Raw genomic sequence first — 17,321 nt, 5'->3', positions numbered from 1 at the left:
ACTTCAAGTTTTACTCTGCCATACTTTTGAAACTCCCCTCTCTTTGAATATCGCTATTCCATGAAACTTAAAATAACTTCCGACTAAGCCATTACAGTATAAGTATCGAAAAAAGTTACAGTTAATCAACAAATGTTGATCTATTTGCTAGCATAAATCTAAATAAATGGCTGCTAAATTAGATTGCAGCTCTACAACAACAAAAGGATATTACTCGATGAATAAATTACTAATTGCTTTAGGTTTGGCGACCACTGTTGCCTTAGTCGGCTGTAGTAAAGAAGAAGCGCCTGAAACTGGTGCAACCACAGGTGAGCATTTAGAAAATGCAGCCAATCAAGCCGGTCATGATATGGAAGATGCCAGCCGTGAGGCTGCGGTAGAAACCGAACGAGCAATGAATAATGCCGCAGAAAATACTGCTCAGGCAGCGGACGAAGCAGCTGCTGCAACGTCTAGAGCAGCAGATGCCACTGCGGAAGCAGCACGTAAAGCAACTGCAGCAACTGCAGCGGCAGTTGAAGAAGGTGCCGGAGAAGTTCGGGAAAAAGCTGAAAACTGATTTTAGCATTCAGTTTGATGTTTAAAAGCCTGCGATTGCAGGCTTTTTTTATCAGCGATGATTTTAAATATCGAATGATCTAAATTGAAATTATATTATTTCTTGATGGGATCAATCTTTTATCTAAACAATTGGATAAAATCAGATAAATTGATAAAACTTATCAAGTATTAGAATGACTTAATTGTGATTGAATCGGCAAAACGGGCTGCATTTAAACTGAAATTAAGTAGAATACCAGCCTTTATTTTTAAAATTTAATCTCCCATGTCAGTCATTGTTGCTGCTTCCCAACGGTCGAATATTTCGGTCTGGGCAGCTTTTATCTTGCTTATCCTAGGTACAATCGGTGCCTATCAAATCGTAGGCTTAAATCAAGCCCTATTATTTTTGGTTGGTGGTGCACTGGGCATGACCCTGTACCATGCTTCATTTGGTTTTACTTCGAGCTGGCGTGTCTTTATCAAGGAACGTCGCGGTCGTGGTTTATGCGCACAAATGATTATGCTTGCTCTGGCCGTCCTGCTGTTTTTCCCGGCTTTAGGTGCAGGTGAATTGTTCGGCAACCCAGTCAAAGGCAATGTTAACCCCGTTTCCATGTCAGTCATGATTGGTGCCTTTATTTTCGGTATTGGTATGCAGCTCGGTGGCGGTTGTGCATCAGGTACGCTATATACCGTGGGTGGCGGTAGTGCACGTATGTTGATAACGCTGCTGTTTTTCTGTGTGGGTTCAATGATTGCGACCTCGCATCTTGACTGGTGGTTTGCCCTGCCTCATCTGGAGCCTATTTCACTGGTAGAAAGTTTAGGCGTCCTCCCTGGATTGCTGTTGAGCTTTATCATTTTTGCCATCATTGCTGCGGCAACTGTCTATTTCGAAAAGAAACGTCATGGCAGCTTGGAAATTGAGCCAAGCAGTGAACATCAGGGCTGGAAGCGCTTTATCCGTGGTCCATGGCCTTTGATTTGGGGCGGGATTATTCTGACCTTACTCAACTTTGCCACTTTGGCATTGGCGGGTCGTCCTTGGGGCGTGACCTCTGCGCTGGCAGTTTGGGGTGCCAAAGGTGCTATGCTTGTGGGTGTTGATGTAGCTTCTTGGGATTATTGGCAACAGGCGGGTAATGCAAAAGCGCTAGCCAACTCACTCTGGTATGACATTACCTCAATGATGAACTTCGGTATCATGCTGGGTGCTTTATTGGCAGCTAGCTTGGCAGGTAAATTTGCGCCGAATTTTAATATTCCAAAGCGCTCACTGATTGCTGCTGTTGTAGGTGGCTTAATGCTGGGCTACGGCGCACGCTTGGCCTACGGATGTAATATTGGTGCTTATTTCAGTGGGATCGCGTCTGGTAGTCTGCATGGCTGGTTGTGGCTGGTGTTTGCATTTATTGGCAATGGCATTGGGGTAAAACTTCGTCCAATCTTCTTCCCGGATGAAAAACCGCAGCCTGAAAAACTGACCGGTTGCTAATGCTTAAAATCAAAAAAGCCCATCAATTTTGATGGGCTTTTTTCTGTCTTTAGGATTTACAGCGCAGCCTTTAAATTACAGCCATAACCCATGGTCTGCTGAACCTGACGATAAGTCGTATAACGATCCAGAATAAAGGTATAAAAACGATCAGCATCGGAGAAATTGGCTTTTAAATTTTCATTCTTGGCATTAGGCAATTTAATATCATCGACCAGTTCCAGATTGTAATGTCCCAAGCGGTACATATCGGCAAAATAACTATTCATCATATCGCAATAGGCAATTTTACTGGGTTTTAATGCCGTACTGCTAACGAGATGTTGGTTTAAGCTTTGCAGATTATTGACATCTAAAGGAAACTGGTGCGCGAAAGCAATGCTTTCGACTTTCTTAAATTCCTGAAAGTCTTGGGCTAACTGGACATTGAGTGCATCAAAACGTTGCTGCAGTTCCTGTGCGGTCTGAACCTGATATTTGGCTGGATCTACGACCGGTTTTTGTGGTTGTTCCGAACATGCAGTTAATCCAGTGAGCAGCGCTAATGACGTTAGCCATACCTTCATGTTTATACACTCAATTTAAATATACCAATGCTTATTATGCCTGAAAGCAGCTTGATGTACTGTTTAAAGTAATTTCTCATTCATATAACGCCAGTAGCGCTTTGGCACATATTGAATATGCAATTTCATGTTCTTACGCGCCTGAATATTCACACTGTTAAAATAGTCTTTCCAGAGCTGATCATATAGCAGCTCTTGATCATCCAGTTCAATACTGAATGATTGACTATGACCAATCCGGATTTGTGGATCGATTATTTCAGCGTTCATCTCGACCTGATGCATCTGCCTTAAATCATAATAAATACCGTAATTACGCTGCTCGTCATAAATCAGCCAGCTTTGATCCTGATAACGCTCCTGAAAATGTCGGGAAATAATCGGCAAGACATTAAAATCCGGTCTGACCAGACTCAGAAACAAACCATCTTTGGCTTTTTTAAAGCGTACAAAAGCCTCCATACGATGCTTTTCCCGCCCCACTTGCTTGGCCCATTGCGACATGCCGATCACCGCAGTATGACCATAATCTTTATCGACTGGACGCTGGTTTTGAAAGACATAGACTGCAAAATCAAAAAGAGTCTGGAACGCTGCTTCCTGCTCTGACAAAAACGTATAGTAAAAAGCACGCAAACTGCTGGAAGATACTTTCTGCTTTAATCCCTGCCACACCCGCTGCCCATGCTGATCATTAGAGGCCACATGGATAAATTCATCAAATAAACCTGTTTGTGCTTGAGGATTGGCCGTCACTATCACGTTAAATTCTTTAAACTCGAAAGCACGAAATACACAACTGAGCAGACCAGTCATGCTGCCATCAAAACAGTAACTTGCCACTAGAAACCCAATCCTAATTGAGGTGAAAGTTGCTGCTGATATTTGGATTGTCCTGACATCAAAATTTGCTGGCGAATCTGATGGGACTGCTGATCTTTCTTAAATTTCGGTGTATCTGCACAGCGGATAAAATGCTGCGCCCGGTTATAAGCCACGCCCATGCGTTTTAGCTGGTCAATATGAATCTGTCCAAAACGGCGGGCCTGTACAATTTTCTGGGCAGAACGTACACCTATACCGGGTACCCGTAGAATCATTTTATAGTCGGCACGGTTAATATCGACTGGAAAGGCTTCAGGATGACGCAAGGCCCAACTGAGTTTGGGATCAATATCCAGCTCCAGATTCGGATGCTGCTCATCGACAATTTCATCAGCAGCAAAGCCATAAAAACGCATTAGCCAGTCGGATTGATACAGACGATTTTCTCTTAATAATGGTGGTGCTGAGCCGATGGCGGGTAAGGCTTTCTCTTCAGGGTTAATCGGAATATAACCAGAGAAATACACCCTTTTCAATTTGAATTCCTTGTAATGCTGGTCAGCCATCAAAATAATGTCCTGATCGGTTTCACTATGCGCGCCCACCACCATCTGTGTAGTTTGTCCGGCAGGTACAAACTTGGGGACTGACTTGATCAGCTTGCGTTCATCTTTGAGCTGGATCAACCGGTCACGCACAATGCCTAAGTCTTTTTGTACTTCAGCATGGGTTTTTTCAGGCGCAAATTTTTGCAGTCCCGCTTCCGTCGGCATTTCCAGATTAATACTCATACGGTCGACATACAGTCCAGCTTCGGTAATGATCTCCTGTGATGCACCCGGAATAGTTTTCAGATGGATATAGCCATTAAAGTTTTCTTCGAGTCTAAGTTTTTTGACCACCTGCAGCATCCGTTCCATGGTGTGATCGGCCGATTTAAAAATCCCCGAACTGAGAAACAGACCCTCAATATAATTACGCCGATAAAAATTCATGGTCAGATCCACGACTTCCTGCACGGTAAATGCAGCACGCTGGACGTCATTGGAACGGCGCGAAACACAATAGGAACAGTCAAAAATACAGACATTAGAGAACAGAATTTTCAATAAGGACACACAGCGGCCATCTTCGGTATAACTATGACAGATGCCATTCCCGGTATTGCCCACACCCTTGTCTTTATTTTTACGGTTGCTACCACTAGATGAACAAGACACATCATACTTGGCAGCATCGGCTAAAATTTGCAGTTTTTCACGGATACGATCAGACATGAGCTCAGAGAATATGTGACCAAAAGGCTATTATAAGGTGTTCAATTCTAGGCTAATAAAAGTTCTATCTTTTTGGCGACGTAGCGTGTCGCAAGAAATGTAAATAATACGTAACCCATGCTGCAGTATTTCAAAATAAAATAACCAATATGATTTGCTTAATTTTGTGCTCAAAGGCAAAGTAAAAGCATAACAAGGAGCAAATCTATGTCTTTATTAGAAAATCTCGGAATTAAACATCCTATTTTCTTGGCACCGATGGCAGGTGTCTCTACGCCCGAGCTTGCTGCCGAAGTGTCCAATCAGGGCGGCTTGGGTTCACTGGGTCTGGGGGCCAGCAGTATCGAGGCTGCACGAGAACAGATTTTAAAGACCCAGGAACTGACAGATTGCCCTTTTCAGGTTAATTTTTTCTGTCATGAGAGTGTACCTGTAGATGAGGCTGTAGCGCAGGCATGGATTGCACAATTTAAAGATAAATTTGCCGAATATGGCGCTCAGGCACCGGATCATTTGGAATGCATTTATCCGAGTTTTAAAGACAATGATAACTTCCTGAATCTGGTATTAGAAACCAAACCGCGAGCAGTCAGCTTTCATTTTGGGATTCCGCATCCGCATCAGATTCAAGCCTTAAAACAGGCCGGGATTCTGACCATGGTGTCTGCCACCAATTTTGCCGAAGCTAAAGCTATTGAAGCAGCCGGAATTGATATCATTATTGCGCAGGGTATTGAGGCTGGTGGCCATCGCGGGATTTTTAGCACCAAGTTTGATGCTTCAGTCAAAACCTCCAATCTGGTGAAGCTGATCAAACAGCATTCTTCCTTGCCGATTGTAGCGGCAGGCGGGATTATGACGGGTGAGCAAGCGCGTCAAATGATGGATTTCGGTGCAGATGCCGTGCAACTTGGGACTGCATTTGTGCAGTGTAAATCTTCTAATGCCAATGATGCCTATCGTAAAGCCTTATTTTCCAAGCCACTCACTCAGGTGAGTGCCAGTATTTCCGGTCGTCCTGCACGTGGCATTATTAACCACTGGCATATTGAAGTCGATACACCCGATCGGCTGGATGTTCCGGCTTATCCATATACTTATGATCTGGCCAAACAATTGCATGCTGCTGCCGCCAAACATGGGGATCAAGGGTATGGCGCATTCTGGGCAGGTTCAAATGTGGCGCAGATTCGTGAAATGGAAGCTTCCGATTTGATTAACCAGCTCGTACTGGAAATGAAGCATCTTTAATCATTGAATCATAAAAAAACCTCTCACATGGAGAGGTTTTTAATTTATCTAGAATTAGCGTGTGACACGATGCCAGGCATCTTTAACTGCAAATTTCGCTTCTTCCCAGTTGAGGCGTGATTCACCTTTTAACTGTTCCCACTTGGTACGCAGTTCAGGTTCGGCACGATCAAAATCCGTATCATGTTCATACATTGGACGGTTTTCATAACCGACCCGATAAGCGCCGCGATAATCACGATCGTAATCTAGATCGCCATATGTACTACGCGTTTCATTGAAATACGGGCGATTATGATACTCATCTCTCCAGTAATTATCTTCTGCACTCAAATGATCTGGATGTCGATAATTATCTGCCTCAGGCAAGTTCTCTGGATGCTGATAATTATCTGCCTGTTTCCCATGATCAGGTGTCGCAATGTCATTACCTGCAATTCCACCAACGACACCACCGATAATACCACCCACCACTGCACCTGGAGGGCCACCTACCAGACCTGCAACTGCACCTACCGCAGCTCCGCCCAAAGTACCGGCACTGGTCGCAGCCAGATTATCCTCACCTTCATTCATGTCTGGAACACGAGGATTATCTTTCACGGGTGTATTCAAATCTGGACGCGCATTAGTATCAGTCGGATTTATATTCAGGCCTTCACTGCGTTCTTGTGGCAATTCCGTTGACGTTTTATGGCTAAACTCTGTGACTGGACGATTGGTATTTGTCATTACAGATCTCCCTCAATGATGACGATAAACAAGATGGATCACATCTGGTTTATATCTGGATAGGTTCATCATAGAGGAAGCTTGAGTAAGCAATGTCCAAGTCCTGTCCAGTTTAAGTGAACAAACTGTACTGCTATGTATTAGACAGGCTGAAGTGTAAACAGAATGCAAAAATCAGCCTGCTCAAGATAAAAAAGGTAGGGATTTCATGCAAAAAATATTACATGATTCGCTGAATTTTGCCCGCCATTACTTGGTTTCCAGTAAATTCACCTGCTCGACTTGTACATCATTCATGGTTAAACCATGTTCTAGCAGTGCATTAAAATAATCCTCTACTACCCGATACTGGTCAGCAGTATTTTCTACCTGATACATGCTTTGACGAAATTCATTACTAGAACGCAGTCCTTTGGTGTACCAGGCAATATGTTTACGGGAAATCCGGCAGCCGGAATACTCGCCATAGAACTCGTATAATTCTGTCAAATGTCCCAATAGAACATCTTTCACTTCTGTAATACTCGGTGCATCAAGATGTTGACCGGTTTTCAAATAATGGGCAATTTCACGAAAAATCCAGGGCCGACCTTGTGCTGCACGACCAATCATAATTGCGTCTGCACCAGTATAATCCAGCACATATTTGGCTTTTTCCGGACTGTCGATATCACCGTTAGCAATCACGGGAATCTTCAACATTTCCTTTACGTCTTTGATTAAAGAATAACGCGCGGTATTCAGGTACATATCTTCACGGGTACGGCCATGTAAAGCCAGTGCCGCAATTCCGGCTTGTTCAGCACGTTTGGCGACCCGTATAATATTTTCCTGGCCGTTCAAATAACCAAGACGGGTTTTTAAGGTCACTGGCACATCAACTGCAGCCACAACTGCATCCAGAATACGCGCAACTAGATCTTCATCCTGCAATAAAGCAGAACCGGCGAGTCGGTTACAGACCTTTTTGGCTGGGCAGCCCATATTAATATCAACAATTTGCGCACCATTGGCCACCTGATAACGTGCCGCTTCAGCCAGATCATGGGGATCTGAACCAGCAATCTGCGCTGAAATCGGTGCCAGCTCTCCATCAAAATTGGCACGATATAAGCTCTTTTTACTCATGCGCAAAGTTTTGTCAGATGTCATCATTTCACTGACCGCATGGCCTGCACCAAAGTATTTGCACAAGGTTCTAAACGGACGATCGGTCACACCTGCCATGGGAGCGACAATCAAATTGTTTGACAGTTGATATGGACCAATATACATATAAATTCATCACTTTTTTGATGGGCATAGTATACTGCATCTGCCTTATTCGCTCATCTTTTCAATTAATTTACGACACCATGAATAAAACTTTCGCTTCTTGTTTTTCTTTTAGGTCATTGTCTGTACTTGTACTTTCTCTGGGCCTTGCCGGTTGTGGCAATGGTTCATGGTGGTCAAAAGATGATGAACCGACACTTGAAGTTGAACATATTCGCAAAGCTATTCCAAACCGTGTCAACCAACGTGAGTCTTGGGCACAAGATATTTATGACATTACCGAACAGCTCGGCATTCCTCAGACCAAGGAAAATGTTTGTACGATTGTGGCAGTGGTTGATCAGGAATCTAACTTTGTTGCAGATCCTACTGTTCCGGGTTTGGGTGAAAAGGCGGTTAAGGAAGTCCAAGGTCGCCTTGATGAAAAATTCAAAGATAAGCTTGGTCAAGCAATTGGTGGCACAGTTGCAGGATATTTCCAGGAAGTTCTCAAGAACCATCCGAGTCCTGAAGACAACTACTTAAGCCAGATGCGCCGGGTCAAAACCGAACGTGAACTCGACGAATTATATCGTGAAATATTTGATTATATGTCAAAGCATTATCATGTTAGCGCCCTGACTGGTGCTGCCAAACTGGTCGGCCAGAATATTGGCGAGAAAATGAATCCAATTACCACCTTGGGTTCAATGCAGGTACATATCAGCTATGCGAAAGAACATAAACGCCAAGGCGGCAATATCGCAGAGTTACGTACCGATCTCTACAGTCAATATGGCGGTCTGTATTATGGGATTCATCGCCTGATGATGTATCCGGCGGATTATGACAAGCCAATTTATCGTTTTGCGGACTATAACTCGGGCATGTATTCCAGTCGAAATGCCGCTTTTCAGAGCATGTTAAATGATTTAACTGAAGCCGAACTTGATCTGGATGGCGACTTATTGCTCTATACTAAAGATGGCGCGATCCGTTCGCAGAAGAGTCAATCTGAGCGTGAGTTAATCAGTGTTTTTGCCAAAAATAATTTTATTATCACTGAACGTCAAATCCGAGCTGATTTAAAGAAAGAAAAAGATAAAGACTTTGAAGATACGATGACTTATCGTGGTGTCAGCAAGCTTTATCAGGAAAAAACGGGTAAAGATCCTATCTATGCCATTATGCCTGAAGTGGTCATTTCCGGACCAAAATTAAGTCGTGATTATAATACTAACTGGTTTGCTACCCGCGTCGATGGTCGATATCAAACATGCATGCGCAAAATCAAAAATCTAAAACTCTAGCCTTATTTGATTTTGATGGAACCCTGTATCTACATGATAGCTTTACCGGGTTCATTTTCCATGCCTTAAGAAAACGGCATATTGTGAAACGCGGCATGCAAATTTTGCCATGGATACAGGCCTATTATTTAAATTTCTATCCGGCACACCGCATGCGACCCAAATTGTATGCCAGCATGTTTAAAGACAGTGATGCCGAGGAAATTCTGCAATTGACTCAGGACTATGCGCAAAAACTGATACTTAAATTAAACCCCAAACTATTAGAACAGCTTAGGCAACATCAGCAACTGGGTCATGAGATCGCGCTGGTTTCAGCATCACTGGATTTATACTTGAAACCGGTCTGTACCTATTTAAATATCGATTTACTGTGTAGCGAAGTTGAAATCAAAGCTGGAAAAATAACAGGATTTTATCAGACTCCAGATTGTAGTAATGCGCAGAAGAAACTGAGAATTTTAGAAAAATATCGTCTGGAAGATTATGCTGAAATTTATGCCTATGGTAACAGCGAAGAAGATCAGGAAATGCTGAGTTTGGCACATCAACGCTATCTGGAAGGACAAGATCAGCAATTGCCAAAAATTAATCTACCATCCGATTCAATGACATATTAGGGCTTTAAAATTTCCGCTTTATTGATACGCCATAATAATCTTTAACAAGCACTTAAATGACAGATGAGTTGTCGCTCAATGATACTTTTAAGGCAGATCTGATGACTGAATCATCCAGACTTTTTTGTTTAAATATAAGCTTCATCCATAAAAAAAACACCTCAAATAAGGTGGTTTTTAGCTTTAAGAAATATTATTTCTTAAACGGAAATGCATATTTCACAATACGTTTGATTACGCTGCCATACTGTTTTACCAGACTGGCATTGTTGTAGTTCAAACCATATTTTTCACACACCGCCTGAACTTTTGGCGCCATTTGGCGGTAACGACGGGCAGGCACATCAGGATACAGATGATGTTCAATCTGGTGACTTAAATGACCCGTCAAGATATGGAATGCTTCAGAACCGGTCAGGTTGGATGAACCACGGATCTGACGCATATACCAGTGACCACGACTTTCATTTTGCAGTACCGATTTCGGGAATACTTCTACATCTTTGGTAAAGTGGCCACAGAAAATAATACTAAAGGTCCAGATATTACGCAGACCATTGGCCACCATATTGCCGGTCAAAACAGGTAAAGCCGCAGGACCTGCGATGAGTGGGAAGAATACATAATCTTTAAACAGCTGTTTACCGATTTTGCTCTGCATTGGACGCCATTCTTCTTTGGTCTGCTCTTTGCTTTTACGGCCTTTGAAGTATTTACCCAATTCAAGATTCTGAATCGCAACACCCCACTGGAACAATAAACAGAATGGCACTGCATAAATTGGTTGTAGTAAATAACCCGGTTTCCAGCGCTGTTCCGGGAACAGGCGTAATAGGCCATAACCGATATCATCATCCATACCTTTAATATTGGTATAGGTATGATGCTTAAAGTTATGAGTTTGACGCCAGTTGTCTGAAGTCCCTACGATATCCCATTCATAGGTCTGACCATTGAGTTTAGGATCATTCATCCAATCATATTGACCGTGCATAACGTTATGACCCAGTTCCATATTTTCCATAATTTTGGCAAAGCCCAACAGGCCTGTACCCAATAACCAGGCTGGCGGGAACCAGCCTGCAAACAGCAAAGCACGACCGGCAATCGATGAATAACGAATGGTTGAATAGACACGACGGATATATTTGGCGTCTTTCTCACCTAGATCATCTAGCACTTCTTGCTTAATCGCATCGAGTTCACGTGCAAGTTCATCAAGTTCAAACTGGGTTAATTCACGGTTTTTAGGATTTTTAAAATACTGTAATTTTACTGGCATATTCATAGGATAAAACTCGCTTATAAGTCGATGACAAGGTCAGTCTGCGCTGAGTTAATACAAATTTTGAGCAGGTTACCGGGTTCGGTATTTTGCGCACCGTTGACCAAATTCTTGGTCGAACCTTCTACTTTATTGCAGGCACATTTATTACAAATGCCCATACGGCAACCATGGGTCGGTTTAATATTTTGCTGTTCCAGACTCACCAGAATGGACTGGCCTTTTGGAATGCTGACAATTTTTTTCGACTGGGTCAGGGTGACATTAATAAAGCCGGTATCCGATTGATCCGCCAAGCTCATGCTAAATGCTTCACCTTTAAACTGTTTTGCCTGAGCAAAAAGCTGTTCTGCTTTAGATACAAAACCTGAAGGGCCACAGCAATATACGATGCTATTTTCCAGATTTTGCAGATCGGTCAGATAGGTTTCATCAAGACGTGCAGCAGCTGGCTGTTCTTGAGTGGCATACACATGAAATGAGAAATTTGCATGTTTTTGAGCAAGTTCTTCAAACCGTGCTTTAAATGCGGCATCCTGATCTTTTTTAACCCAGTACCAGAGAGTGACCGGTGCAGATAGTTCACCTTTTTTGCTCAAGCTTTCCAGCATACTGAGCATTGGGGTAATACCACTCCCTGCTGCAAGCAAAATCAATGGACTCGTCTGCGCAGGCAAGGTCATATCACCATAAGGGTGACCAAATTCGATCACATCACCCACTTGTGCCTGTTCTGCAAACCATGTGCTGACTTTACCAGCATCGACTTTTTTCACGCTCAGCAATACATGCTGAGAATCGACACGGGTCAAGCTATAGCTACGTTCATAACGAATGCCATTCACTACCACATAGACCGGATGATGCTGCCCTGCTTCACCAAACTTAAATAAGCGATTCACCTGAATTTTCAGACTCAGCATATCCTGTGCTGCATTTTCTTTGTGCACGATCTTGCCTAATGGCTGATTCAACGACCATACAGGATTGAGTTTCTGAATCCAGAAATTAATCGCATGCTGATCGATTACACTGTCAGACAGTGCATTCAACGGCGTTTTAAGTTTTTGGAGTACATGCATCGTTTGCGACATCACCTTGGGTTTTTAATTATTATACACATGTATATATATTTGTATATACAACTGTATTGTTTCTAATCATTTCACAAGCTTGACTGGCTCGGTTATAATAAAATGATTCATGCATGAACCTATCGATGAACGAGCCTTCAATGAAAATAAGCAGTGACGCATCTTTATTACAATCGAAAAGCATTGATGAGCCGATTATCGTACGGAGTGTCGGTCGCAAGGCCACCATTACCAAGGAAGAACTGTTTCAGGCTGCGTTGAATCTGATTGGGCCACAAAAAAGTATTTCCTCTTTAAGTCTACGTGAAGTCGCGCGTGAAGCTGGTATTGCACCGAACAGCTTCTATCGTCATTTTAAAGATATTGATGAACTGGCCATTGAGCTGATTGATCGTGCCGGAATTGTATTGCGTCAGATTTTGCATGAAGCACGTCTGCAAGCTTCTCGCCAGAACAGCATCATCCGCAGTTCTGTGGAAGTTTTTATTGCCCAGCTGGATGCCGATGAAGGCAATCTGAGCCTGTTATTACGTGAAGGCTATACTGGCTCCAAGTCTTATAAACAGGCGGTAGAACGCCAGTTAAATTATTTTCAGCAAGAACTTCAGGATGATTTGATTCGTCTAGAACGCCTAAACAACAAGAAGTTATTTCATCCGGATATTGCCGCCAAAGCCATTACCCAACTGGTCTTCAACATGGGCGCCAATGTGATTGATATGCCTGCCGAAGACCGCAAAGAAATTGCCGAACAGACCATGATCATGATCCGGATGATTCTGGAAGGTGCGCGCCATCTGGAAGATTCTCAACTGCGCTAATTTTCCGATTTGCATGAAGCTGTATAAAAGAGACGTAATCAACGTCTCTTTTTTATGAGGATTACAAAAGTGCGAGTTGGGCTTTAACCACCGTTGCAGTGGCTTCCGGATACTCAAGCGGGAACATATGCCCGCCCTCGACCACTGAATAATTAATTTGATAAATCTTGTGCATGCCTTGGGGTAAACCCTGCTGATAAAACTGGCTCTGCTCTGCAGTCATCAAATGAATCGGTACTTCAGGCGGTCGGCGTGGTGTTCTCCACCACCACGCGGGTACTGTCCGGAAGATTTCCGCTTCTACCTGTTTTGGAATGGTTAACGTCACCCCACCGCGTTCAGGTTCTGGCTGAATACCGCTCTCGATATAATCAGCAAAACACTGCTCATCGAAATTTTTAAATAGGCGGTTAGATCTCAAAGCTTCAATCGCGACCTGTTTCGATGGCCAATAATCTTTGCGTTTCAGCGTTATTCCTGCAGGTGTATAACGATCAATACTTTTCAAATTCAGCTTTTTGACCAGTTCAAATATGGCGCTGTTTTTTCCAATCACAAATGGTGGATCCATAATGACTAGTTTGGAAAATAGTTCGGGACGTCGATACGCCGCCATCAGGGTCACCAGACCACCAAAGGAATGTCCTAAGCCAATCACCGGCTGCTGAGGAAATTGCTGCTCGATATCTGCAATGACTTCATCGACCAGATAACGCCAGTCTCGCGTAATTGGATATTGCGGGTTCATGCCAATAAAGGGAATCGCTTTGACCTCATAGTCTTGCTGAAAACAGTCCAGAAACTTTTGATAAGTTGCGGAAGGGATACCATTGGCATGAGTAAAATGTAGGGCTTGCTTCATTATTTTTAAACGCAGCGCGTATTCATCCTGAAATCGTAAGATGAGCTTACCGCTTTAAAGATTTATTCGGCAGCGCACAAATGCTCAAAGCATGACCTCAAAGTCATTTCTCGCTATTTCTAAAAAATAAAAGACTATTTCTGTGATACAGTCAAATGTTGCATCGGTAGAAAAGTCGCTCCGCAACTGGCCTTATCTCCCGCAATGACTACCGCTCTTCCTTTGACTGTAACTGATAAGTCGCTAGCAATTGCTGCGACCATGGTCTGGCATTTTGGACAATAATGCTTCATCCCATTTAGATGCACGGCTATACCATTGATCAAAAAAGAGGGTTCACATTCAGTCACCATGCCGCCATGACTGGTCTTTGTGCCAAGGGTAATCAATGCTTTTGACATACATTTGTCATTCTTATTATTCAGTAGGCTAATTTTAAACAGGAGAAAAATGACAGGCCAGCATTCTCCGACAAAAAAATAATAAACCTGGATTTTGCCCATAAAAAAAGCAGCCGAAAGCTGCATTTTTTAATTGTGTAAAACTTAAGGCTTGACCACGACCATCACCTGAATCGCTTCAGGCGTTACCGATAGACCATCCAGTAGGCTTAGACCTTCTTTCTGCAACTTCTGTAAACGCGCAATTTCATCTTCACGGATACTTGGGTTGAACTGTTTCAGATAGGTCAGGCGATCAATTTCATATTGCCATTTGTTGCCATACACTTCTTTGGCTTGCTGCTTGAAGCCCGGCAATGCACTGCGTGCCAGTTCAAGCGCTTGCTGATAACGAGCTTCAATCACATCACGACGTGCTTTCACCACCTGACGGCAGCTATTGCCATCTAAATGATGCAAGTACGGTTTCAGGATTTCTGGTGCAATCTTCTGGGAGAGATCCTGACCTTTTTCACTAAGCAAGACACGAATCAACTGTTGCGGCAAGCTAGACGGCAAATTCAATGCTTTCGGTGCCACCACATCGACCTTGAACCAGACTTCTAATAATACCGAACCTTGTGGCAATGCTGCCGATTTTAATACCGCAACGTTGGTGCTACCAAAGCCTTGCGTATTGATCATTTCCATCACGCTTTCAGTGAATGGATGTTCAAGGGTCAGGTATTGTGCATCTTCACGGATCTGTGCCTGATCACGATAAAAAGTGGCAGTGATGCCTTCTTCATCCAGCGTCAAACCTTGAACCTGCATTTGATCTGTTGGCTTGATGATCACGGTACCGTTACTTTGCTCGTCAAAGTCAATATTCGTAGACGCCATAAAGCGTTTCATGAAAATCGGCAAAGTGGTATTATCATCATAATCTTCAAGCGCGTTGACAATTTCCTGTGCGACCACTGGACGGCAAGAGTTGTATTCCAGCAGACGGTCACGACCTTCCTGCAATTCAGCTTCCAAAGCTTCACGTTGCACACTGACTTCTTCCAGCAGGTCTTCAAATGCTTGACCTTTGTCTGCAAGTAGACAGTCTTTCAAACGGACAATAAAATTTTCCTGCAAGGTTTGTGCAGTTGGGGAAATATTACTGAAAATATTCAAGGCTTCGTTATACCAGCGGAACATGCGTTCTTGCGCAGTTCCCACCAGATAAGGCACATGAATCTGAATCCGGTTTTCTTGACCGATACGATCCAGACGACCAATACGCTGTTCTAACACGTCTGGATTGGCTGGAAGATCGAATAAAATCAGGTCAGAGGCAAACTGGAAGTTACGACCTTCCGAACCAATTTCCGAGCAGAGTAAAATCTGCGCGCCATACGAATCTTCAGCAAAATACGCCGCAGCCTGGTCACGTTCCAGCAGGCTCATACCTTCATGGAACATTGCGGTACGGATACCGGCATGTAGACGCAGTACATTTTCCAGCGCTTCAACTACTGGCCCACTACGTGCAATCAGTAAGACTTTCTTGTGTTTTAAATCGGTACGCAAACGCTCCATCAGCCACATCACGCGTGGATCGGCTTCCATCCACGAGCCGTCTAGCTGAGCTTCTTCAGGCCACATTTGCTCACGCAACTTACCATCTTTCGACCAGTGTTCCGGTGCTGGTAATGGTGCCGGCTGACAGTCACGACCCGGGAAGCCCTGAATGGCTTCACGCGTATTACGAAACAGGATACGACCGGTACCATGACGGTCTAAAAGTTCGTGAATGGCACGGAAACGCTGCTCAGGATGATCTTCAATTGAATGACCCAACAAGGCCTCAATCGCAGTCAAATGTTCTGCTTCAAGTGGCAGATTTGACATCAACACTTCTGCAATTTTAGCGGTGTGCTGATATTGCGCTTCTTCATCCAGGAAACGATCCAGCGAGTTAAAGCGCTGCGGATCGAGTAAACGCAGGCGTGCAAAGTGACTTTCTACCCCGAGCTGTTCCGGTGTTGCCGTCAATAACAATACGCCCGGCGTATGTTCAGCCAGTTCTTCGACCAGATCATAACGGTCATTACCGCCATCTTCTTCGCTCCACATCAAATGATGTGCTTCATCGACCACCAGCAAGTCGAAACCGGCTTCGAGCGCCTGTTCACGCAGATCTTCATGGTCGACCATCAAATCGACAGAGGCAATAATTTTTTGTTCGGTCAGGAATGGGTTTTGTTCAGGATCATGCTCTTTGATTGATGCAGTACGGGTCAAATCAAATAACGAGAACTCAAGATTGAAACGACGGCGCATCTCAATCATCCACTGATATTGCAGCGAATCTGGTACTAAAATCAGGATGCGTTCAGAACGGCCAGTTTTCAGCTGTTGATGGATGATCAAACCGGCTTCGATAGTTTTACCCAGACCGACTTCATCGGCCAGTAATACACGCGGAGCAAAACGCTGACCGACTTCATGCGCAATATACAACTGGTGTGGAATCAGGCCGACACGTGAACCGACCAGACCACGCAGTGGACTGCTTTGCATATTGGCCTGCATCAGCAGCGCTTCAATACGCAGGTCATACCATTCTTTATAATCGACCTGACTGGCCAATAAACGGTCTAGAGGCTTGGACAACTGGATGGTGGCACCAATGCGGGTTTCATTCAGCGATTTACGTTCTTCAGTCCCATCTTCCAGGGTACGAATGACGTGATAACGCACCACGCCATTGCGGTCTTCCACGGATTCTACAATCCATTTGGTCCCTTCCTGATCCTGTAATTCATCTTTCACATTAAATACGATACGAGATAAGGGTGCATTGCTACGTGCATAGACGCGAGTTTCATCGCTTTTCGGGAATAAAATGCTAACCGACCGCTCATCAACATCAATAAGAACGCCTAAACCGAGTTCTGTTTCAGTATCTGATAACCAACGTTGACCAATAGCAAATTGCTGCAATTTTTCCAC

At 43.8% G+C, this 17,321-nt stretch carries 16 protein-coding genes; 6 read left to right on the top strand and 10 right to left on the bottom strand.

The annotated features are described in order from the left end of the window. Nucleotides 1-217: 217 nt before the first annotated feature. Together I6L24_RS10310 and I6L24_RS10305 are read left to right on the top strand one after the other, a co-directional pair. Nucleotides 218-562, top strand: a complete 345-nt coding sequence (locus I6L24_RS10310) for a hypothetical protein (RefSeq protein ID WP_004729887.1) — start codon at nucleotides 218-220, stop codon at nucleotides 560-562. 267 nt (nucleotides 563-829) lie between these two features. Beyond that, nucleotides 830-2,041, top strand: a complete 1,212-nt coding sequence (locus tag I6L24_RS10305; protein ID WP_216985959.1) for a YeeE/YedE family protein — start codon at nucleotides 830-832, stop codon at nucleotides 2,039-2,041. 56 nt (nucleotides 2,042-2,097) lie between these two features. On the opposite strand, the gene I6L24_RS10300 is transcribed toward I6L24_RS10305, so the two are convergent. The 3 genes from I6L24_RS10300 to I6L24_RS10290 all read right to left on the bottom strand — a co-directional run bounded on the left by I6L24_RS10300 (nucleotide 2,098) and on the right by I6L24_RS10290 (nucleotide 4,709). After that, nucleotides 2,098-2,607 carry a hypothetical protein gene (locus I6L24_RS10300; protein WP_004729889.1) on the bottom strand — a complete coding sequence of 170 codons (510 nt, stop codon included), beginning with the start codon at nucleotides 2,605-2,607 and terminating at the stop codon, nucleotides 2,098-2,100. A 63-nt stretch (nucleotides 2,608-2,670) separates the two neighbouring features. After that, nucleotides 2,671-3,450 (bottom strand): TIGR03915 family putative DNA repair protein, encoded by a 780-nt coding sequence (locus tag I6L24_RS10295; RefSeq protein WP_004279976.1) that lies wholly within the window; start codon nucleotides 3,448-3,450, stop codon nucleotides 2,671-2,673. After that, entirely contained in the window at nucleotides 3,450-4,709 is a 1,260-nt protein-coding gene (locus I6L24_RS10290) for a putative DNA modification/repair radical SAM protein (RefSeq protein WP_004729891.1), read from the bottom strand. The genes I6L24_RS10295 and I6L24_RS10290 overlap by 1 nt, the downstream gene beginning before the upstream one ends. Before the next feature lie 207 nt (nucleotides 4,710-4,916). Between I6L24_RS10290 and I6L24_RS10285 the strand changes: the two genes are divergently transcribed. After that, nucleotides 4,917-5,960, top strand: a complete 1,044-nt coding sequence (locus I6L24_RS10285) for an NAD(P)H-dependent flavin oxidoreductase (RefSeq protein WP_005266646.1) — start codon at nucleotides 4,917-4,919, stop codon at nucleotides 5,958-5,960. A 54-nt stretch (nucleotides 5,961-6,014) separates the two neighbouring features. On the opposite strand, the gene I6L24_RS10280 is transcribed toward I6L24_RS10285, so the two are convergent. Together I6L24_RS10280 and dusB are read right to left on the bottom strand one after the other, a co-directional pair. Continuing rightward, nucleotides 6,015-6,692: a hypothetical protein gene (locus tag I6L24_RS10280; protein WP_216985958.1), complete on the bottom strand. Its 678-nt coding sequence runs from the start codon at nucleotides 6,690-6,692 to the stop codon at nucleotides 6,015-6,017. A 249-nt stretch (nucleotides 6,693-6,941) separates the two neighbouring features. Further along, a complete protein-coding gene (gene dusB / locus I6L24_RS10275; protein WP_004646654.1) occupies nucleotides 6,942-7,967 on the bottom strand; it encodes a tRNA dihydrouridine synthase DusB in 1,026 nt (341 codons plus the stop codon). Nucleotides 7,968-8,047: 80 nt separating this feature from the next. Here dusB and I6L24_RS10270 point away from each other — a divergent pair, with 80 nt between their 5' ends. Both I6L24_RS10270 and I6L24_RS10265 read left to right on the top strand, forming a co-directional pair. Then, nucleotides 8,048-9,256, top strand: coding sequence for a DUF1615 family protein (locus I6L24_RS10270; RefSeq protein ID WP_005266750.1), 1,209 nt, complete (start codon nucleotides 8,048-8,050; stop codon nucleotides 9,254-9,256). After that, the gene (locus I6L24_RS10265; protein ID WP_005266753.1) at nucleotides 9,223-9,876 is read left to right on the top strand and encodes an HAD family hydrolase; all 654 of its coding nucleotides are present in this window, start codon (nucleotides 9,223-9,225) and stop codon (nucleotides 9,874-9,876) included. The genes I6L24_RS10270 and I6L24_RS10265 overlap by 34 nt, the downstream gene beginning before the upstream one ends. Nucleotides 9,877-10,069: 193 nt before the next feature. On the opposite strand, the gene I6L24_RS10260 is transcribed toward I6L24_RS10265, so the two are convergent. Both I6L24_RS10260 and I6L24_RS10255 read right to left on the bottom strand, forming a co-directional pair. Beyond that, on the bottom strand, nucleotides 10,070-11,164 hold the full coding sequence (locus tag I6L24_RS10260) for a fatty acid desaturase family protein (RefSeq protein ID WP_004646650.1): 1,095 nt from the start codon (nucleotides 11,162-11,164) through the stop codon (nucleotides 10,070-10,072). Between the two features lie 14 nt (nucleotides 11,165-11,178). Continuing rightward, the gene (locus tag I6L24_RS10255; protein ID WP_216985957.1) at nucleotides 11,179-12,243 is read right to left on the bottom strand and encodes a flavin reductase family protein; all 1,065 of its coding nucleotides are present in this window, start codon (nucleotides 12,241-12,243) and stop codon (nucleotides 11,179-11,181) included. Nucleotides 12,244-12,395: 152 nt separating this feature from the next. Between I6L24_RS10255 and fabR the strand changes: the two genes are divergently transcribed. Next, the gene (gene fabR, locus I6L24_RS10250; protein WP_004729898.1) at nucleotides 12,396-13,076 is read left to right on the top strand and encodes an HTH-type transcriptional repressor FabR; all 681 of its coding nucleotides are present in this window, start codon (nucleotides 12,396-12,398) and stop codon (nucleotides 13,074-13,076) included. Nucleotides 13,077-13,137: 61 nt separating this feature from the next. Here fabR and I6L24_RS10245 read toward each other — a convergent pair whose 3' ends face one another. From I6L24_RS10245 to rapA, 3 genes are all read right to left on the bottom strand, one after another. Beyond that, the gene (locus I6L24_RS10245; RefSeq protein ID WP_004279994.1) at nucleotides 13,138-13,938 is read right to left on the bottom strand and encodes an alpha/beta fold hydrolase; all 801 of its coding nucleotides are present in this window, start codon (nucleotides 13,936-13,938) and stop codon (nucleotides 13,138-13,140) included. A gap of 134 nt (nucleotides 13,939-14,072) precedes the next feature. Beyond that, a complete protein-coding gene (locus I6L24_RS10240) occupies nucleotides 14,073-14,339 on the bottom strand; it encodes a PAAR domain-containing protein (protein ID WP_026056550.1) in 267 nt (88 codons plus the stop codon). Between the two features lie 144 nt (nucleotides 14,340-14,483). Beyond that, on the bottom strand, nucleotides 14,484-17,321 hold the full coding sequence (rapA, locus tag I6L24_RS10235; protein WP_004279996.1) for an RNA polymerase-associated protein RapA: 2,838 nt from the start codon (nucleotides 17,319-17,321) through the stop codon (nucleotides 14,484-14,486).

Origin of the sequence: Acinetobacter lwoffii, from assembly GCF_019048525.1 — a bacterium.
Taxonomy (GTDB): domain Bacteria; phylum Pseudomonadota; class Gammaproteobacteria; order Pseudomonadales; family Moraxellaceae; genus Acinetobacter; species Acinetobacter lwoffii_K.
The sequence above is the reverse complement of the archived record's forward strand: the minus strand, read 5'-3'. Positions and strand labels throughout refer to the sequence as shown.

Coding starts and splice junctions, on each gene's coding strand:
- I6L24_RS10290 (WP_004729891.1), bottom strand. CDS start 4,709: ATGTCTGATCGTATCCGTGAAAAACTGCAAATTTTAGCCGATGCTGCC.
- I6L24_RS10305 (WP_216985959.1), top strand. CDS start 830: ATGTCAGTCATTGTTGCTGCTTCCCAACGGTCGAATATTTCGGTCTGG.
- I6L24_RS10270 (WP_005266750.1), top strand. CDS start 8,048: ATGAATAAAACTTTCGCTTCTTGTTTTTCTTTTAGGTCATTGTCTGTA.
- I6L24_RS10310 (WP_004729887.1), top strand. CDS start 218: ATGAATAAATTACTAATTGCTTTAGGTTTGGCGACCACTGTTGCCTTA.
- dusB (WP_004646654.1), bottom strand. CDS start 7,967: ATGTATATTGGTCCATATCAACTGTCAAACAATTTGATTGTCGCTCCC.
- I6L24_RS10240 (WP_026056550.1), bottom strand. CDS start 14,339: ATGTCAAAAGCATTGATTACCCTTGGCACAAAGACCAGTCATGGCGGC.
- I6L24_RS10265 (WP_005266753.1), top strand. CDS start 9,223: ATGCATGCGCAAAATCAAAAATCTAAAACTCTAGCCTTATTTGATTTT.
- fabR (WP_004729898.1), top strand. CDS start 12,396: ATGAAAATAAGCAGTGACGCATCTTTATTACAATCGAAAAGCATTGAT.
- I6L24_RS10260 (WP_004646650.1), bottom strand. CDS start 11,164: ATGAATATGCCAGTAAAATTACAGTATTTTAAAAATCCTAAAAACCGT.
- I6L24_RS10280 (WP_216985958.1), bottom strand. CDS start 6,692: ATGACAAATACCAATCGTCCAGTCACAGAGTTTAGCCATAAAACGTCA.
- I6L24_RS10285 (WP_005266646.1), top strand. CDS start 4,917: ATGTCTTTATTAGAAAATCTCGGAATTAAACATCCTATTTTCTTGGCA.
- I6L24_RS10300 (WP_004729889.1), bottom strand. CDS start 2,607: ATGAAGGTATGGCTAACGTCATTAGCGCTGCTCACTGGATTAACTGCA.
- I6L24_RS10245 (WP_004279994.1), bottom strand. CDS start 13,938: ATGAAGCAAGCCCTACATTTTACTCATGCCAATGGTATCCCTTCCGCA.
- I6L24_RS10255 (WP_216985957.1), bottom strand. CDS start 12,243: ATGCATGTACTCCAAAAACTTAAAACGCCGTTGAATGCACTGTCTGAC.